Below are 17,336 nucleotides of genomic sequence, written 5' to 3'. Positions count from 1 at the left end.
ACCCGATCCGATGGCCAAAGCCACTACAACCGCCGAAAAGAAAACCCGCGCGCCACGCAAAGCAAAAGCGCCACTCACCACGCGAGAAAACCTGTCTGCGCTGATCGGCACCGCGCGCAAGATTCTTCGCAAGGACAAAGGACTCAATGGTGATGTGGATCGCCTGCCGCTGCTCACCTGGGTGATGTTCCTCAAGTTTCTCGACGACCTAGAAATCGTCCACGAGGAAGAGGCCGAACTGGATGGCAAGCGCTATCAGCCCATCATCGAGTCTCCCTATCGCTGGCGCGACTGGGCGTCTCGCGAAGACGGCATTACCGGCGACGAACTGCTCGCTTTCATCAGCCAGGAATTCACCGTGCGTGCTGACGGCAGCACCGGCAAAGGTCTGTTCGCTTATCTGCGCAGTCTGGCGGGCGAAGGCGAGAAAGGCAGCCAACGCGAAGTCATCGCCAATGTGTTCAAAGGCATACAAAACCGCATGGTCAGCGGCTACTTGCTGCGCGACATCGTCAACAAGATCAACGGCATTCACTTCTCGGCCAGCGAAGAAATTCACACACTCTCGCACCTGTATGAATCCATGCTGCGCGAAATGCGCGACGCGGCAGGCGACGCGGGCGAGTTCTACACCCCGCGTCCGGTGGTTCGCTTCATGGTGCAGGTTACCGACCCTCGTCTGGGCGAAACGGTGCTCGACCCTGCCTGCGGCACGGGCGGCTTTCTGGTCGAAGCCTACGACCACATCGCCCCGCAGGTGAGCACGCCCGATCAGCGGCGCAGCCTGCAACGCGACACCCTTTATGGCCAGGAAGCCAAGCCGCTGCCCTACATGCTGGCGCAGATGAATCTGCTGCTGCACGGGCTGGAAGCCCCGCAAATCGCCTACGGCAACACGCTGGATCGCCGGATCAACGAGATCGGTCATGGCGAGCGTGTGGATGTCATCCTCACCAACCCGCCCTTCGGCGGCGAGGAAGAGGCCGGTATCAAGGCCAACTTCCCACCCAACATGCAGACGGCGGAAACCGCGTTGCTGTTTCTGCAGCACATCATGCGCAAGCTGCGCGTGGCGGGTGCACCCGTACCCGGCGGCAAACCTGCCGCACGCGGTGGCCGTGCCGCCGTGGTCGTGCCCAATGGCACCCTGTTTGGCGACGGCGTGTGCGCCATCATCAAGGAGGAGATGCTCAAGGAGTTCAAGCTCCACACCATCGTGCGCCTGCCGCAAGGCGTGTTTGCGCCTTACACCGACATCCCGGCCAACCTGCTGTTCTTTGAACGTGGTGGCCCCACCGACACCATCTGGTACTACGAACTGCCGCTGCCGGAAGGGCGCAAGAAGTACAGCAAGACGGCGCCCCTGCAGTTTGAGGAGTTCGCCCCCGCCCTGGCGTGGTGGAACGCCCGCGAGGAAGGTCCGCAGGCATGGAAGGTGGACTTTGCCGCCAAGCGCGCTGCCGCCGTTGAGGCCGCCACGCCGCACTGGCAACGGGCGGAAAGCGAACGCAATGCCGCCATCGCGCTGGGCAAGCCTATTCGTGAGCTGGAGCAGGCCATCCAGGCCGCCGCTAACGGCCAGAAGATTGAGCTGCAAGACCGCCTGAAGGCGCTCAAGGGCGAGCAATTGGCCCATGAGCAGGCAGCCAAATCGGCGCAGTCTGAAGGCGATGCACTGTACTGGCCGATTTTCAACTTGGACCTCAAGAACCCCAATGCCAAAGCCGGGCTGGAACATGCCGACCCGAAAGACCTGATCGCCTCAATGCGCAGCCACGAAGCCGAAGTCATTCGTCTGTTGGGCGAAATCGAAGCCTTGGTCGCCGAGGTGCAGACATGACCGATCGCAGCACGCTAGCCCTGCAGGATCAGGCCGACTACGCCACCGTTCACACCGACATTGTCGCCCTGCTGGAATCGGCCCGCCGCGCTGCCGCACGTAGCGTCAATGCGCTGATGACGGCCAGCTATTGGGAAATTGGGCGGCGCATTGTCGAGTTTGAACAGGGCGGGCAAGAGCGCGCCGAATACGGCGAGGCTTTGCTACTGCGCCTTGCTTCAGATCTGTCTGCCCGTTTTGGCTCAGGGTTCAGCAGGCGCAATTTGCAGCAAATGCGCCTGTTCTACCTGGCTTGGCCGCCTGAAAAGATTTGGCAGACACCGTCTGCCAAATTTCCGGATCTGTCAGCCCTGGCCCAAGCCTTTCCGCTGCCTTGGTCGGCCTACGTGCGCCTGCTTTCGGTCAAAAACCCGCAGGCCCGCGCCTTTTATGAGACCGAAACGCTGCGTTGCGGCTGGTCGGTGCGCCAGCTCGACCGGCAGGTGAACAGCCAGTTTTACGAACGCATTGCGCTGTCACACAACAAGGCAGCGATGCTCGAAAAAGGCGAACTGGCCGAGCCCGGCGACGCTATCACACCCGAGCAGGCCATCAAGGACCCCTTCGTACTGGAGTTCCTCAACCTCAAGGATGAGTACTCCGAATCCGATCTTGAGGACGCGCTGATCCAGCACCTGGCCGACTTCCTGCTGGAACTGGGCGACGACTTCGCCTTTCTGGGCCGCCAGCGTCGCCTGCGGCTGGACGATAGCTGGTTTCGTATCGACCTGCTGTTCTTTCATCGCAGCCTGAAGTGCCTGCTGGTCATCGACCTCAAGGTAGGCCAATTCAGTTACGCCGACGCGGGGCAAATGCACATGTATTTGAACTACGCCCGCCAGCACTGGATGAAGCCCGGCGAGAACCCGCCCATCGGACTGATTCTGTGTTCAAGCCAAGGCAGCAACGAAGCCCACTACACGCTGGAGGGGTTATCCAACAAGGTGTTGACGGCTGAATACCGGACGGCGCTGCCGGATGAAAAACTGCTGGCCGACGAGTTGGAGAAAACGCGGCGTGAGCTGGAAGCGCGAAGGATCGGGCGTGGTGGCGATGCGGGGGGCAGCGTATGAAGGCCTGGCCCGTTGTTCCTCTAGTGGCCGTTTTGCAGCATCGCAAGGAATTCATCACGATTGATGACACCCAGCATTACAAGCGATGTCGTGTTCAACTTCACGCCAAGGGGGTCTTGCTGCGCGACAACGTATCTGGCGCTGATATCAAAACCAAAAAACAGCAGGTGTGCCGGACCGGAGATTTTTTGGTTGCTGAAATTGACGCAAAGGTGGGTGGCTTCGGGCTGGTTCCCGCAGAACTCGATGGCGCGGTAGTCAGCAGCCACTACTTCCTTTTTGAAATCGATGAATCGTGCCTCGACGCGCGGTATCTCGATCACTATTGCCGTACCGAACGATTCAGAAAACAGGTTGAGGCACAAGGGTCAACAAACTACGCTGCAATTCGGCCTGCGGACGTGTTGGCTTACACCATTCCGCTTCCCCCGCTGACCGAACAACAAGTCCTTGTCGCCCGCCTCGACGCACTAGCCGAGAAAACCCGGCAGGTCGAAGCGCATCTGGATGCCGTCGAGCGCACTTCATCATCGCTGCTGTTGAGCCTGCACCAAAAGCTGGCGGCCGAGAGGCGTGTGCAACTCAGCGATGTACTGGAACTCAGGGAGTTTTCCGAAGCCGTGACGCCTGCCGGAAGTTACCCGCAGGTTGGCGTCCGGGGGTTCGGTGGCGGCCTGTTTTCGAAGGCGGCCATCGGCGGCACGGAAACTTCCTACAAGGCATTCAACCGTCTTTATGCAGGGGCCATCGTGCTCAGTCAGGTCAAGGGATGGGAGGGCGCGATTGCCCGTTGCCCGGAAGACCTCGAAGGCTGGTTCGTATCCCCGGAGTACCGTACTTTCCGGTGCAAGCCGGGCCTTGCCAGCGATGAATATTTCGGGGAATTGGTACGGACGGAGTGGTTTTGGTCACAACTCCAAGATGCGACGCGGGGCGTAGGTGCTAGACGGGAGCGCACCCGTCCTGAGCAATTTCTGAACATCGAACTGCCGATGCCGCATTTCGACGATCAACTGCGAATCGTCGAAATTTTGAAGCGACAGACACCACTCAAGGCCAAACACACCGCCATCCGCGAAGCCAACGCCGCCCTGCTGCCCGCGACGCTGGAGCGGGTGTTCGCCGGGAGCCAGTGAGTGCAATTCATCACCGACGGCCCTGACATTCCGGATGCGCTCTTGCAGGCGCACGAGGAAGGCCGCGTGGTGTTTTTCTGTGGTGCGGGCATTTCCTATCCCGCAGGCCTGCCGGGCTTCAAGGGCTTGGTGGACGAGATCTACCGGCTGAACGGCACGACACTTTCGGACATTGAGCGCGAGGCCTTCGAGCGCGGGCAGTTCGACGCCACACTGGATTTACTCGAACGGCGCTTGCCGGGGCAGCGTCTGGCCGTCCGCCGCGCACTGGCACAAGCCCTGAAACCAAAGCGCCGTCGCAAGGGCGCCACTGATACGCAGACGGCGCTATTGCGCCTGGCGCGTAGCCGCGAGGGCGCAGTTCGGTTGGTCACTACCAACTTTGACCGCATCTTTCATGTGGCAGCCAAACGCACGGACCAAGCCTTCCAAGCCTACGCCGCCCCGATGCTGCCCATCCCCAAGAACAGCCGCTGGGACGGACTGGTCTACCTGCATGGCCTGCTGCCTGAAAAGTCGGACGATACCGCCCTGAACCGGCTGGTGGTCACCAGCGGCGACTTTGGCTTGGCCTACCTTACCGAACGCTGGGCGGCTCGCTTCGTGAGCGAGTTGTTCCGTAACTACGTGGTCTGCTTCGTGGGCTACAGCATCAACGACCCGGTACTGCGCTACATGATGGATGCGCTGGCAGCCGACCGGATGCTGGGCGAGATCACGCCACAGGCCTGGGCATTGGGTGATTGTGAACCGGGGCAGGAACACCGGAAAACCATCGAGTGGGAGGCCAAGGGCGTCACCCCCATTCTTTACACCGTACCAGCAGACACCAACGACCATTCAGCGCTGCACCAGACTTTGCACGCTTGGGCAGATACATATCGTGACGGCGTGCAGGGCAAAGAAGCGATCGTCGTCAAACATGCTCTGGCTCGTCCACAGGACAGCACGCGGCAGGACGATTTCGTTGGCCGGATGCTGTGGGCCTTGTCAGATAAATCAGGTTTACCGGCAAAGCGCTTTGCAGACTTCAATCCCGCCCCGCCACTGGACTGGCTGTTGGAAGCATTCTCGGATGATCGCTTTCAGCACAGCGATCTGCCGCGCTTCCATGTGCCGCCTCACGTAGAGGTAGACACCAAACTTCGATTCAGCCTGATTCGTCGACCAGCGCCCTATGACCGCGCCCCGCCGATGCTACTGGCTTCTGGAGGCATCAGTGGTAGCCAGTGGGATGACGTGATGTTCCATCTGGCCCACTGGCTGGTTCGCCATCTGGATGATCCCAGGCTGATTATCTGGATTGCAGAACGCGGCGGGCAAATGCACGACCGTTGGCCTTGGCTGATTGAACACGAGCTGGATCGCTTTGCAGCGCTGGAACGTGATGGCAAGACCTCCGAGCGGGATGAAATTCTCTTGCACGCTCCCAAGGCGATTCCCGGCCCCTTGATGCGTACCTTGTGGCATCTGCTGCTCAGTGGCCGGGTGAAATCACCATGGCGTGACCCCGATCTGTATCGCTGGCAAGGTCGTCTGAAGCGCGAGGGATTGACCACCACATTGCGTCTGGAGTTACGCGAGCTGCTTGCCCCCAAGGTGGTTTTGAAGAAGACGTTTCGCCGGAGCGACGACGACTCGAGTAGTATCGACGAGCCCACAAAAATCAAGCAAATGGTTGACTGGGAACTCGTGCTGGCCGCCGATCATGTGCATTCGGCCCTGCGCGACCTTACCGATGAGCCATGGAAATCTGCTTTGCCGCACCTGCTGGAAGATTTTCAACAGCTATTGCGTGATGCACTGGACCTGTTGCAGGAGCTGGGCGAGGCCGACGACCGTAGTGACCGCTCGCATTGGGATCTACCCTCCATCACGCCGCACTGGCAGAACCGGGGCTTTCGCGACTGGGTGAGCATGATCGAATTGCTGCGCGATGCCTGGCTGGCAGTTCGCATGAACGAAAGCGCACGCGCCACACGCACCGCCCAAGCATGGTTTGAGTTGCCTTACCCCACCTTTAAACGTCTGGCCCTGTTTGCCGCAAGTCAGGATGGTTGCATCCCGCCTGAGCAATGGGTGGATTGGCTGCTGATCGAAGACGCTTGGTGGCTATGGTCCACAGATACGGGGCGGGAAGTGTTCAGGCTCTTTGTTCTGCAGGGGCAGCAGTTGGCAGGGGGTGCTCAGGAGCGCTTGGAGGCTGCCATCTTGGCTGGCCCACCGCGCAAGATGTACCGGGATGATATAGAACCGGAGCGGTGGCAAGACTTGGTTGATCACTCGGTTTGGCTGCATCTGGCCAAGCTCAACACATCGGGCCTCGTTTTGGGAGCATCTGCGGCGGCACGCTTAGCGGAAATTTCCACTGCCTACCCGCAATGGCAGTTGGCGCCCAACGAGCGTGACGAGTTCTCCCACTGGATGAGTGGCACCGGCGACCCGGACTACGAGGGCAGTCGGGACGTCGACATTGCACCCCGCAAGCGGCAGGAACTGGTGCAATGGCTCAGAAAGCCGATGCCCGAGCGGCGGCCTTTCTACGAAGACACCTGGCGTGATGTTTGCCGCACGCGCTTTTTTCACAGTCTGTCCGCGTTACGTGATCTTGCACAATATGGTTTGTGGCCTGCGGGCCGGTGGCGCGAAGCTCTGCAGACTTGGGCCGAAGAAGGGATGGTGTTGCGATCTTGGCGGTACGCCGCACCACTGGTACAGACCATGCCGGATGCTGTGCTGCTTGAAATTGATCACGCCGTGACTTGGTGGATGGAGGCAACCTCCAAGGCTATTAGCCGCCATGAGGACATCCTGCTGAACCTGTGCCGCCGTGTTCTGGACTTGCCGCTAGAAGCAGGCTCAGGTTATCGCATTATTCGAAACGGTGTCGAGACCTACGACCCTGTCGGCTCGGCGATCAATCATCCCATCGGGCACGCCACGCAGGCACTGATCAACCTGTGGTTCAAGCAGAACCCGAACGACAACGATCTGCTTCCTGCTGAATTGAAGCCCATCTTCACCACACTGTGCGACGTGCAGGTAGATCGATTCCGCCACGGTCGGGTGCTGATGGGTTCGCGTCTGATCGCATTTTTCCGTGTGGATCGCCCTTGGACCGAACAGCACCTTTTACCCTTGTTTGACTGGAGCAATCCCGTCGAAGCGAAGGCCGCGTGGGAAGGTTTCCTCTGGTCACCGCGCTTGTACCAGCCGTTGCTGACAGCCTTCAAGTCACAGTTTCTGGACTGTGCAAACCACTATGCTGATCTTGGCGAGCACCGCCAGCAATTTGCGACCTTCCTGACTTACGCAGCATTGGGCCCGACCGAGGGATACTCCGTGGAGGAGTTCCGAACTGCGATTGGTGCTCTTCCACAAGAGGGCCTAGAGGAATCCGCGCAGGCGCTAAACCAGGCGCTAAAGGGTGCGGCTGAACAATGTGAGGCGTATTGGAAAAACCGTACCCAACCTTTTTTGCAAAAAATTTGGCCTAAATCCAGAGAGCGCATTACACCTCGCATCGCTGAACATTTCGCCTTGCTGTGCATTGCTGCTAGAAATGAATTCCCAAATGCACTTTCAGTGTTAGGAGACTGGCTGATGCCAACCAGTGAATTTTCCATCGTTATTCCCGTATTGTCGGAGTCAGGATTATGCAGCCGATTTCCTGCTGAGGCATTGCAACTGTTAAGCAAAGTAATTTCCGAACAGCGTTGGCTTCTTCAAACGTTAGGTCAGTGTCTGAACCAGATCGAACAAGCCAGCCCATCGATTACCAATAGTGCAACTTACCAGAGAGTCTTAAACTCAATACTGTTTAGATAGATAATTTTGTGTCATGATTCTCCTAGGCTTTTTGGGGGGGGGATGGCTATGGCACGAACGAAGGCGTAATTCCCGGCTGGGGCTCGCCTGGCGGACTATCTGACGGTGTGGGGTATCTCGCCCTGCGCTGCCCACTTGGAAAAGTGCGGGAAATCTTGTCGCAACAAGGCGTAGAGAGCCAGCGGCGACGAGGACTCCCCCACGAGGTTCTGGTGTATTTTGTTCTCGCGATGGTGCTCTATGCCAACGTGGCCTACGAGGAAGTGTTGCAACTGGTACTGGAGGGGCTACGGCCGCTACTGGGGGATGCAAAGCTGACGCAGAACACCGTGAGCAAGGGGGCCATTTCTCAGGCGCGAGCTCGGGTGGGCGTGGGTCCTCTTCAGTCTCTGTACCAAGAGCAAGTACGACCGCATGCTCCCGCGGGGATGGCCGGGGTCTGGTATCAAGGGCTCCGACTCATGGCGATCGATGGCTCCACCCTTGATATGCCGGACGAAGCAGCCAATGCAGAGTACTTTGGTTATCCTGCTTCGGCACGTGGTGTTACGTCCCGCATAAATTAAGTGCCGTGTCCCGATCTATTTGAGGTTGAAACGGCAGGGGCGTCCCACAGTTATTTCGGGAGCACACGCTCCAGGAGAAGCACGGGACAGCAGATGGCTACCCCGTGCATGGAGATTACCGCCAGAAGGGCTCTTTCTGCGGTTGAGGAGGTTGGATCTGTTTTAGCATCTGTCGGGCCAAATATGAGAATCCAGCATCGCTTCGAGCAGGCTGGAGAATCCAGTCGTGCGCCTCCCGTGCGTGGGCTGGGTCAATTTCATGGATAGTTCCTGCAGAGAGTGCCATGAGCTGCAGGCGGGCGGTGCGCTCCATCTGAACCGCCATAACACAGGCCTCCTGAACCGTGCGCCCGGCCACCACCAAGCCATGATGAGCTAGAAGCACTGCCCGCCTGGAGCCCAGAGCCTCTGAGATCAGCGCTCCTTCCTCGTTTCCTGCTGGGACACCTGGCCAATGGGCCAGAAATCCAACATCTTCATACAGCATGCAGCTATCCATGTGCGCGATGCAAAGCGGCTGCTCCAGAAGCGACAACGCCGAGATATTTGGCGCATGGGTGTGAATAATGCACTGCACGTCTGGCCGGGTCCGGTAAATCCAGGAATGGAACCGATTCGCTGGGTTAGCCATTCCATTTCCTTCAAGCACTTCTAGATCTGCGTTAACGCGAATCAGGTTAGACGAAGTTATTTCATCAAACCCTAATCCCATTGCCTGGGTCCAATAACTGTCGGTATCGCCGTTACGCGCGGTTATCTGCCCTGCTAATCCAGAGTCATGACCCTGGGCATGTTAATCAGCGTGCAAAAGTGAACAGGTGCAGGTAGGAATCAGCGTCGAAAACTGAACACCTGCTACCCTCTCGGGATTTGGCCCGGGAGGTACCTGGAGTGCTTTGCATGGAAACGATTGCCAAGATTCGCCTGCTGTACCACGTTAAGAAGAAGTCCATCAGCGAGATAGCCCGGCAGTTTCGCTTGTCGCGGAACACGGTCTACAAGTACCTGCACCACGATGGAGATGTCCCCAAGTACACCCGCCGGTCCTCGGCGAAGCCCCAACTCGGGCCTCATGAGGCCATTCTGCAGAAGTGGGTGGAGACCGAATCGCATCTGCCCCGCAAGCAGCGTCGGACGGCGCGCCGACTCTTTGAGGATCTGCGCAAGGAGGGCTATACCGGGGCCTACGATAGCGTCCAGCGCTGGGTGAAGCACTGGAAGGTCGTTGAGCATCCGGGCGTGCAGAAGGCCTATATCCCTCTAGTCTTTCGCCCTGGCGAGGCCTATCAGTTCGACTGGAGCACCGAGACGGTCGTTTTGGGCGGCGTAACGCACACCGTGAAGGTGGCGCAATTTCGGCTCACCCATAGCCGGATGCCTTTCGTTCGGGCCTATCCCAGGGAGACCCAGGAAATGGTCTTTGCCGCCTTTGGCGGGGTGCCCGAGCGGGGGATTTACGACAACCCCAAGACCATTGTCGACGTGGTCTACCGCAAGCTCGTTGAGGGACAAGATCGGGAGTTCAATCCCCGGTTCCTGGCGATGATGAACCACTATCTCATCGACCCCACCGCCTGCACGGTGGCGGCCGGCTGGGAGAAGGGGCAGGTCGAGAACCAGGTGGATACGCTGCGCAAGTGGTTCTTCACCCCCACGCCGCGCTTCGATGACATCGATCAGCTCAATGCCTGGCTCTGGCAACAGTGCGTGGAACGCGCGCAGAGCGAGGCTCACCCCGAGCAGAAGGACCGCAGCATCTGGGAAGTCTTCCAGGAGGAGCAGTCCTCCCTGCGCGCCTTTCGGGCAACCTTCGATGGATACGTCGAGGTGCGGGCGCGGGTGTCCAAGACCTGCCTGGTGACGGTGGATCGGAACCAGTACAGCGTGCCGGCCCAATACGCGGGCCAGTACCTGCAGGTACGCCGCTATGTGGACCGTATCCTGGTCCTGCACGAAGGCCAGGCGGTGGCCAGCCATCGGCGGCATATGGGGCGCGGCCAGGTCTTCACGGATGTCATCCACTACCTGGATGTCCTGGAGCGCAAGCCCGGTGCCCTGCGCAACGGGCGCCCCTTCCAGGAGCTGCCTCGCGCCATCACCTCAGTGCGTCAACGGCTGCAAAGCAAGCCCTTGGGGGATCGGGAGTTCGTCACCGTACTCCTGATGGCACGGGAATACGGCATCGACAATCTGGAAACCGCCTGCGCCATGGCCCTGGAGCAGGGTGCCGTGAATGCCGCGGTGGTACTGAACCTCATGCATCGTTTGGCGAATCCGCTGCCCCCGGCCCCGGTGTGTACGCCGGAGGCTCTGCGTTTGCAGGATGAGCCCCGTGCGGACTGTGCCCGCTACGACTTGCTGCGGGGGAATGCCTATGTCCACTGAGCTGCTGCAATCCCTGCGTGCTCTGCATCTCTATGGCATGGCCCTGGCGGTGGAGGATTGGATGGACCAGCGCCTACCTCAGGATCCCGAGACGTGGTTGGGGCAACTCATCGCCGCCGAGCGCCAGGAGCGTGCCAATCGTAGCCTCCTCTACCAGATGCGTACCGCACGTTTCCCCGCCCAGCGCGGCCTGGAAGACTTCGACTTTACCGAGAGTCCCGTGGACCAGAAGGCGCTACAGCGACTTGCCGAGGGCCACAATCTGGGCGCCGCCCACAACATCATCTTCGTCGGTGGTACTGGGACCGGGAAAACCCATCTCGCACTGGCTCTCGGACACGCTGCCATCTACCAGGGCCATCGTGTGCGCTGGTTCAACGTCGTCGATCTGGTCAATCAATTGGAGCAGGAAAAGACCCGTGGCCAGAGTGGCCGCCTGGTCAAAACCCTGCTGAACATGAACCTCGTCGTCCTCGATGAGCTGGGCTACTTACCCTTCTCCGAATCCGGTGGCGCCTTGCTCTTTCACCTGATCAGCAAGCTCTACGAGCACACCGCGCTGATCGTCACCACGAACCTCTCCTTCGGGGAATGGGTCCAGGTCTTCGGCGACGCCAAGATGACCACCGCCATGCTCGATCGCCTCACCCACCACTGCGACATCATCGAGACAGGGAACGACTCCTACCGCTACAAACAGCGCCGCTCTCTCCCCCTCTGAAACCGTTCAAAATTGGACGCTGACACCTGTTCAAATTTCGACGCTGATTGACACATAATCATATCTCCCGTAAATTGATAGGAACAAATTACGCAACTTCATGATTCTCAGGTTGGTGGATCCGGTGGATCAACCACGCAGAATCCATCAGACCCCAGACACTGGAAGACCATCATTGCTAAACCATATATCTGGTTTTATTCTGTAAGCCATTTTGCACGAAGTCCCAGAATGGAAGGATACTTATGAGAAGAGTCGGTGGTTTTTCACGGATAAAAAAACCAACTGGCGGATTTATCCAATCTCTGTCGTTGTAGACTGCTTCCTTGTTTACAGGCACATCGACTACCCAGAAAGGAACCCCAATCCGCGAAGCCACATGGGAATATATTGAGGGGTTTGCCCAAGCAAAAAGATAAGTGAACGCATTTTTCTCAAGGTAGTCGATGGCAGAGCTGAAAATAGCTTGCCCCGCCGTCCTGTGTGATGATGAAAACCTGCCAAATTCAGCAATATGCTGCCGATTTTTACTAATAAAGTCCATCATCCTTGGTGAAAGATGAAAATACTTTTCGGCCCCGATATGGATGTGCTGCCTCCCAATTTCAAGGCCACCAGTACCTACAATCCTACCATTTTTCCTGGCAACAAATAGTACATCCGGCGCGACCGCCCATCTGGTGCCATAGCTGGAGTGGTACATTTTTCCGCAAAAATCCATGGCTTCATCTATGTCACCATTTGATCTTGCTATATCAACAACCATATCCCCGTCTTTCTCAATGGAATATGACCACCTGTCGATCGTATGATCCATTTTTACTCCTTATAATAACTGTCAACCAACCTGCCACGATTGTCCTACAATAGAAGGCAATCGTGGCGCAGAGAAGCGTGTGCCTATGGGGCAGATCGGCAGGTTTAAGGCCCTTATTTAAGCGTGTAGAGCACCTGTAAAATTATCTTGTATAAATGGCAACGGATTGATCATGTGGCCTTCTAAGGTAGATGCATCGTACATGTAATAGGCTGGTGCTGGCGGCAGGTAGGTTGCATAAGGTTCCCGTTCCATATCTGTCAGGATGAGTGCTGCCCGCTGTATTGCCAGCGCCTCAGCTACCGGTGGAGTACCAGCAAAAAGTGGCACCGTTTTTCTGTTGATGAACCAGTCATAGAGAACATCCATTCCCGGGAATCGTGGTTTTTCTGGCATAAATTTCTGAAGCAGGATTTTAATTACCTCTGGGGTTATTTCCGCACTTTTATCAACCCCAAAATATTCTTCAATCGGCATGCTGTCATGGGTATATTTCAGCATCGAACTACCCCATCCTATGCACCAGGCCGATATGATCGCCTTAGCATGCCGCAATTTGCGGAATTCTTGATGGAGGGCGTATCTCTCGCGAAGCAGATAAAAATCCATTTGGTCTAGAATCAAATCACAACCATCGACAAACTGGGCCGCAGACTCTTCCGTGATGCCCCCTGTAAAGATTTCGACGGTCACATCACCTGCCAGTTCATGCACCAGATGACCAACCACCTCGGCTTTGTTCTGGCCTACAGTCTCTCTGCTCGACCCAAACTGACGATTGAGATTCGTCCAGTCAAAGGTATCTGGATCAGCGACCTTGATATGACGGACACCAAGCCTTGCTAGTCGCATGGCTATGGCTCCACCAATACCCCCACAGCCCGCCACCCCTACCGTCGATTTGGAAATCGCCTTCTGTGCTGCATGTTGCTCTTTTTCACTGTTTCCTAGCCACGCCTGGCTTCGGTTTACGCGTTGCCAATATATCTCATCGTTGTAAATTCCTTCTAGCTTTTTCACTTTGATATCACTCATAACATGACCCTCCTATCTTGCGGATTTGCTGTTTGCTGTAACGTCATCCACCAATAAAACGCGATCCAACTTCTCCACCCATGGAACTGTTCCGTGATGTCACGCACCTCCTTTTCTGTTGCCGTTCGCCCTAGCCCATAGAGATCTCCAGCCACCTTCCGTAGCCCTATATCGGCTGCAGGTATGCAGTCTGGATATCCCAACCCACGCATCAGGACATACTCCGCGGTCCACCGACCCACTCCCCGGAATTGCATAAGATGACTGATCGCCTGCTCCGGTGGCAGAGCGCGGATTGCATCAAAATTGAGCCGATCGTCGACCACGGCTGAGGAAACGGCGGCGATGTATCCCGATTTCTGGCGGCTGAACTGCAACGCTGCCAACTCCTGCTGACCGGCACGGATAACCTGCGCTGGCTCTGGGAATACGGGATATAGCTGATCACCCATAAGTATCTGATCCCCGTAGTGTTCCAGAAAGCGGCATTTGAGACGGCGCGCGAACGCAACATGAACCTGCTGACCGATAATGGCCCAGATGAGAGATTCATATGGGGATGCTATGCGTACAGGGCGCATGCCACGGAACCGCTCCTGAAGTAGACGCAGGGGTGCATCCTGTTTTCCGAGCGCGAGGAAATCGCGCGGATTTTGGTCAAGATTCAGCGTGTTTCTTGCCCAATTCAGTCCGGCATCGCGAATGACCCGGGAAATTTTCCGGTCACTTCGTATTTCCACGAAAAGTGCCGGGTGTTCGACATCTTCTGACTCGCTACGCAATACTAGGCGAACTGGAATTCCGTCCAGACGCAGCACCCGCTGTAAACCTACATTGGGATCCGCTTTTTCGAGAATGGTGGAGGGAGAACTCCGTAGATACTCCATCGCCCAGCGGAAGCTGTAAGGCGGATCCACGGGCAGCGGGAGAGTGACGTGATTTCCTGTCATATGGTCAGCCACCTTGGCCTTCCTGTACTCTCCAAGTGCCGTCTTTCCCCTGTCCAATGGAAACGCCCTCATACGCCAGCAGTCTGGCCTTCATGTTGTCGCCACCACCGGAATATTTCCCCAGGCGGCCATCTGCACGGATGACCCGATGACAGGGAATAACGAAAGGGAAAGGATTCCAGGCCAAGGCGTTCCCGACGGCTCGACTGGCGCGTGGGTGTTCCAGTCTCTTCGCCAACCATCCGTAACTGCGCACTTCTCCTCTCGGAATTTCCTGCAACTTCTTTAAAACTTGCCGCTGGAATGGCGTATGGGACGGGAACAAGAGTGGACCGCGATAAGCCCTATCTCCCAGTACAGATGTGAGTATGTCGGCGATCATCCGTGCGCTCATAGCATCGTTTCTGGCCGGAAATCTGCCATAGAGCCGATAGATATCCAGGAGTAATGTCAGTTCGTCGCCGGAGAGTAGACAAAGATATTTTTCGGCATATGCGACGTACAGTTTCCCGAAAGGGGTTTCCAGTACAGTGTGATACAAACTCTTCGGTACTAATGTTTGGGTCTGCATGGAGATGCCTCGTCACCTGCGATGGGTGAATGGTATGCTAGCGACCGGCTAAATGTTTCATGAGCGGTGGAAATATGATTGAAGATCCGGACGTCGCTTCTGTGGCGGTGCTGATGGCTGTTCCCGCCAGAGCAGAGATTCTGCTTGCACTCATGCACGGCCAGTCTCGACCAGCCGGTGAATTGGCCCGCTTTGCTGGACTGTCTCCCCAGGCAGCGACCGCGCATCTCAAAAAATTGGTTTCCGGAGGCTTTCTGGCCATGGTGACGTCAGGAAGACATCGGTACTACCGGCTGGCCAGTCCGGAGGTGGCGCAGGCGATCGAAGCCCTCATGCCGCTGGCCCGATCTGCGAGATCTTCCCCGTATCCGAAACCTGCCCAGCCCCTTCAAAAAGCTCGGTCCTGCTATGATCACGTGGCCGGGCAGCTTGGTGTTGCCATGACGGACGCTCTGGTCCGGAAGGGATACCTTATCGAAAACGAGCGCGACTATAAGGTCACGACATCAGGCGCAAGCTGGTTCAGCGATTTCGGTGTAGATCTTCAGCCCGATCCCCGGTGCCGGCGGGCAGTTGCCCGTAAATGTCTGGACTGGAGTGAACGGCGTTACCACCTCGGAGGTATGCTAGGTGCGGCCATGCTGGAAATTTTTCTTGATGCTGGATGGTTGACCCGTAGCAGTTCGCATCGTCGGGCTTTGCGCATTACACACGTTGGTCAGACCGAGTTGTGGCGCCAGCTCGGAATCGAACTGCGATGAGCAAAATTCCGCTACTGAGCAGAAATATCGCCGCAAGCGCGTAGAATCCGTTGAGATAAGCCTGCATTTCCGCATGCCGCAGCAGAAATTGCTGAAGCAATGTGAACTGTGCTGGAAGCGATGACGTTGGGAGGGCACCGAGATAAGCACGGAGAGCAGGATTGAAGGAAGTCACAAATCCTCCCAGATGATTCCAGGCGTTTTGTGTGCAATGGCTCAACAGCGTTGACATCAGGGAAACACCAATGGCACCGCCCAATACTCGCATCACGCCGAAGAGTCCAGCGGCATCTGCAGTTGCGGTTTTGGGGAGAGAGCGAAAGGCAAGCGTGGCGATGGCAGTAAAAGCCATTCCCAAACCAATCCCTTGAAGGACACCGGGCCATACTGCAGCCCATAACCCAATGTGCAGATCATACCCGGTCATGGCATATCCTCCGACGGCACTCACCATGCACCCTGTTACCCCCCAGACCAAAGGCCCTGTGCGATGGATGATGCGTCCGGTCAGCAGCATCCCCAGCATTGCTGTAATCCCGCGGGCTGCTGAAATCCATCCCGCCGTTTCCGGCGGATAGCCGAGAAGGTGTTCCAGAAATATCGGTTGATAGGTCACAATGCCATAGAAACCAGCGCCAAAGGTGACCGATGCCAGGGAGGCGATCCCAAAATCTCGATTCCCCAGCAAACGCAGATGAACGATGCTGTCGCCACGAGTCAGTGCCCGCCAGAGAAAAAAGCCGAGCGTCAACACGGCTAGAATGGTCAGAATCACGATCCGTTGCGAACTGAACCAGCCCATCGTATTGCCTTGGTCCAGCACTACCTGTAGGGCACCTAGGCCGATCACCATGCCAGCGAAACCTGACAGATCAATAGGGCGTTTCCCGGTTGCGGGGGATGGGTTACTGAAAAGATAGGCCAGTATCCAGGCCAGCAAGCCAGCGGGCAGGTTCACGTAAAACACCCAACGCCAGCCCAGATGGACAACGAGGATACCGCCGATCACTGGTCCCAGAATCGGACCCGCCACAACGGCAAGGCTCCAGCGCGCTGTGATCCGTCCGCGCATTTCCTGGGGATAGGCATCTATCAGCATGGCCTGTGCCAGAGAAGGAAGAGGTGCCCCAACCAAACCCTGGAGTAAACGCAGGGAAACGATTTCCGCCAGGTCCTGACTGACTCCACAAAGCGCGGAAACCACAACGAATCCGCCGAGACTGCCTAATAGCAATTGCCGGCGCCCCAATCGCGCCGCCAGGTATCCGGTCATTGGGGTTGAAATGGCTGCCGCGACCAGGTAACTGGTCACTACCCAGCTGATCTGGGTGGTGTTGGCAGAGAGACCCCCCGCCATATAGGGCAGAGCCACGCTGACGATGGTGATGTCCAGCACCTGCATGACGGTGGCGGCCAACAGTGCCACGCTGAGCCAAAATCGATGATGCGCAGAAGCCGATGGGGCCTGCGCTACGGTGTCGCTGTTTGCTGGAGGAACATTTGTTGACATGCCCACATGCTAGCAACCACATTGGGTCGATGTTTCATTTGTTAGTGAACAAACTCCCTTCTCCTCGTGCGGGACAGTGATGGCTCTCCCGCGCGGGGTGGTTA

Annotated in this window: 13 protein-coding genes and 1 pseudogene; 8 read left to right on the top strand and 6 right to left on the bottom strand. The window is 57.2% G+C overall.

All coding sequences use genetic code 11. From position 1 onward, the window contains the following. The first annotated feature begins 10 nt into the window (after positions 1-10). The 5 genes from ACQAYK_RS12425 (at position 11) to ACQAYK_RS12405 (ending at position 8,482) form a co-directional block, all read left to right on the top strand. A complete protein-coding gene (locus ACQAYK_RS12425) occupies positions 11-1,840 on the top strand; it encodes a class I SAM-dependent DNA methyltransferase (RefSeq protein ID WP_483166631.1) in 1,830 nt (609 codons plus the stop codon). Further along, positions 1,837-2,952 carry a PDDEXK nuclease domain-containing protein gene (locus ACQAYK_RS12420; RefSeq protein ID WP_483166632.1) on the top strand — a complete coding sequence of 372 codons (1,116 nt, stop codon included), beginning with the start codon at positions 1,837-1,839 and terminating at the stop codon, positions 2,950-2,952. The genes ACQAYK_RS12425 and ACQAYK_RS12420 overlap by 4 nt, the downstream gene beginning before the upstream one ends. Next, positions 2,949-4,088: a restriction endonuclease subunit S gene (locus tag ACQAYK_RS12415; RefSeq protein WP_483167656.1), complete on the top strand. Its 1,140-nt coding sequence runs from the start codon at positions 2,949-2,951 to the stop codon at positions 4,086-4,088. The genes ACQAYK_RS12420 and ACQAYK_RS12415 overlap by 4 nt, the downstream gene beginning before the upstream one ends. Next, the gene (gene dsr1, locus ACQAYK_RS12410) at positions 4,089-7,916 is read left to right on the top strand and encodes an anti-phage defense-associated sirtuin Dsr1 (RefSeq protein ID WP_483167655.1); all 3,828 of its coding nucleotides are present in this window, start codon (positions 4,089-4,091) and stop codon (positions 7,914-7,916) included. Positions 7,917-8,023: 107 nt separating this feature from the next. Next, positions 8,024-8,482 (top strand): transposase domain-containing protein, encoded by a 459-nt coding sequence (locus ACQAYK_RS12405; protein ID WP_483166640.1) that lies wholly within the window; start codon positions 8,024-8,026, stop codon positions 8,480-8,482. 115 nt (positions 8,483-8,597) lie between these two features. On the opposite strand, the pseudogene ACQAYK_RS12400 reads toward ACQAYK_RS12405, so the two are convergent. Further along, a pseudogene (locus tag ACQAYK_RS12400) lies at positions 8,598-9,260 on the bottom strand (aldolase); the annotation flags it as partial. Between the two features lie 122 nt (positions 9,261-9,382). On the opposite strand from ACQAYK_RS12400, the gene istA reads away from it, so the two are divergent. Further along, positions 9,383-10,867 carry an IS21 family transposase gene (gene istA, locus ACQAYK_RS12395; protein ID WP_483167654.1) on the top strand — a complete coding sequence of 495 codons (1,485 nt, stop codon included), beginning with the start codon at positions 9,383-9,385 and terminating at the stop codon, positions 10,865-10,867. After that, positions 10,857-11,588 carry an IS21-like element helper ATPase IstB gene (gene istB / locus ACQAYK_RS12390; RefSeq protein ID WP_483167653.1) on the top strand — a complete coding sequence of 244 codons (732 nt, stop codon included), beginning with the start codon at positions 10,857-10,859 and terminating at the stop codon, positions 11,586-11,588. Before istA ends, istB begins: the two co-directional genes overlap by 11 nt. A 178-nt stretch (positions 11,589-11,766) precedes the next feature. Here the strand turns inward: istB and ACQAYK_RS12385 are convergent, their stop codons facing one another. The 4 genes from ACQAYK_RS12385 to ACQAYK_RS12370 all read right to left on the bottom strand — a co-directional run bounded on the left by ACQAYK_RS12385 (position 11,767) and on the right by ACQAYK_RS12370 (position 14,772). After that, the gene (locus ACQAYK_RS12385; RefSeq protein ID WP_483166637.1) at positions 11,767-12,405 is read right to left on the bottom strand and encodes a thermostable hemolysin; all 639 of its coding nucleotides are present in this window, start codon (positions 12,403-12,405) and stop codon (positions 11,767-11,769) included. Positions 12,406-12,522: 117 nt separating this feature from the next. Further along, on the bottom strand, positions 12,523-13,440 hold the full coding sequence (locus ACQAYK_RS12380) for a HesA/MoeB/ThiF family protein (protein WP_483166638.1): 918 nt from the start codon (positions 13,438-13,440) through the stop codon (positions 12,523-12,525). After that, positions 13,437-14,258, bottom strand: coding sequence for a DNA-3-methyladenine glycosylase family protein (locus tag ACQAYK_RS12375; RefSeq protein ID WP_483167652.1), 822 nt, complete (start codon positions 14,256-14,258; stop codon positions 13,437-13,439). The genes ACQAYK_RS12380 and ACQAYK_RS12375 overlap by 4 nt, the downstream gene beginning before the upstream one ends. Positions 14,259-14,394: 136 nt before the next feature. Continuing rightward, a complete protein-coding gene (locus ACQAYK_RS12370) occupies positions 14,395-14,772 on the bottom strand; it encodes a methylated-DNA--[protein]-cysteine S-methyltransferase (RefSeq protein WP_483168030.1) in 378 nt (125 codons plus the stop codon). Positions 14,773-15,035: 263 nt separating this feature from the next. On the opposite strand from ACQAYK_RS12370, the gene ACQAYK_RS12365 reads away from it, so the two are divergent. Beyond that, complete coding sequence (locus tag ACQAYK_RS12365; RefSeq protein ID WP_483165125.1) at positions 15,036-15,722, top strand: ArsR/SmtB family transcription factor; 687 nt, start codon at positions 15,036-15,038, stop codon at positions 15,720-15,722. On the opposite strand, the gene ACQAYK_RS12360 is transcribed toward ACQAYK_RS12365, so the two are convergent. Continuing rightward, complete coding sequence (locus ACQAYK_RS12360; RefSeq protein ID WP_483165126.1) at positions 15,667-17,232, bottom strand: DHA2 family efflux MFS transporter permease subunit; 1,566 nt, start codon at positions 17,230-17,232, stop codon at positions 15,667-15,669. The two genes, ACQAYK_RS12365 and ACQAYK_RS12360, sit on opposite strands and share 56 nt — an antisense overlap. Positions 17,233-17,336 lie beyond the last annotated feature (104 nt).

The organism is Acidithiobacillus sp. AC3, from assembly GCF_050261095.1.
Classification (GTDB): domain Bacteria; phylum Pseudomonadota; class Gammaproteobacteria; order Acidithiobacillales; family Acidithiobacillaceae; genus Igneacidithiobacillus; species Igneacidithiobacillus copahuensis.
This window is presented reverse-complemented; position numbering and strand designations above follow the sequence as displayed.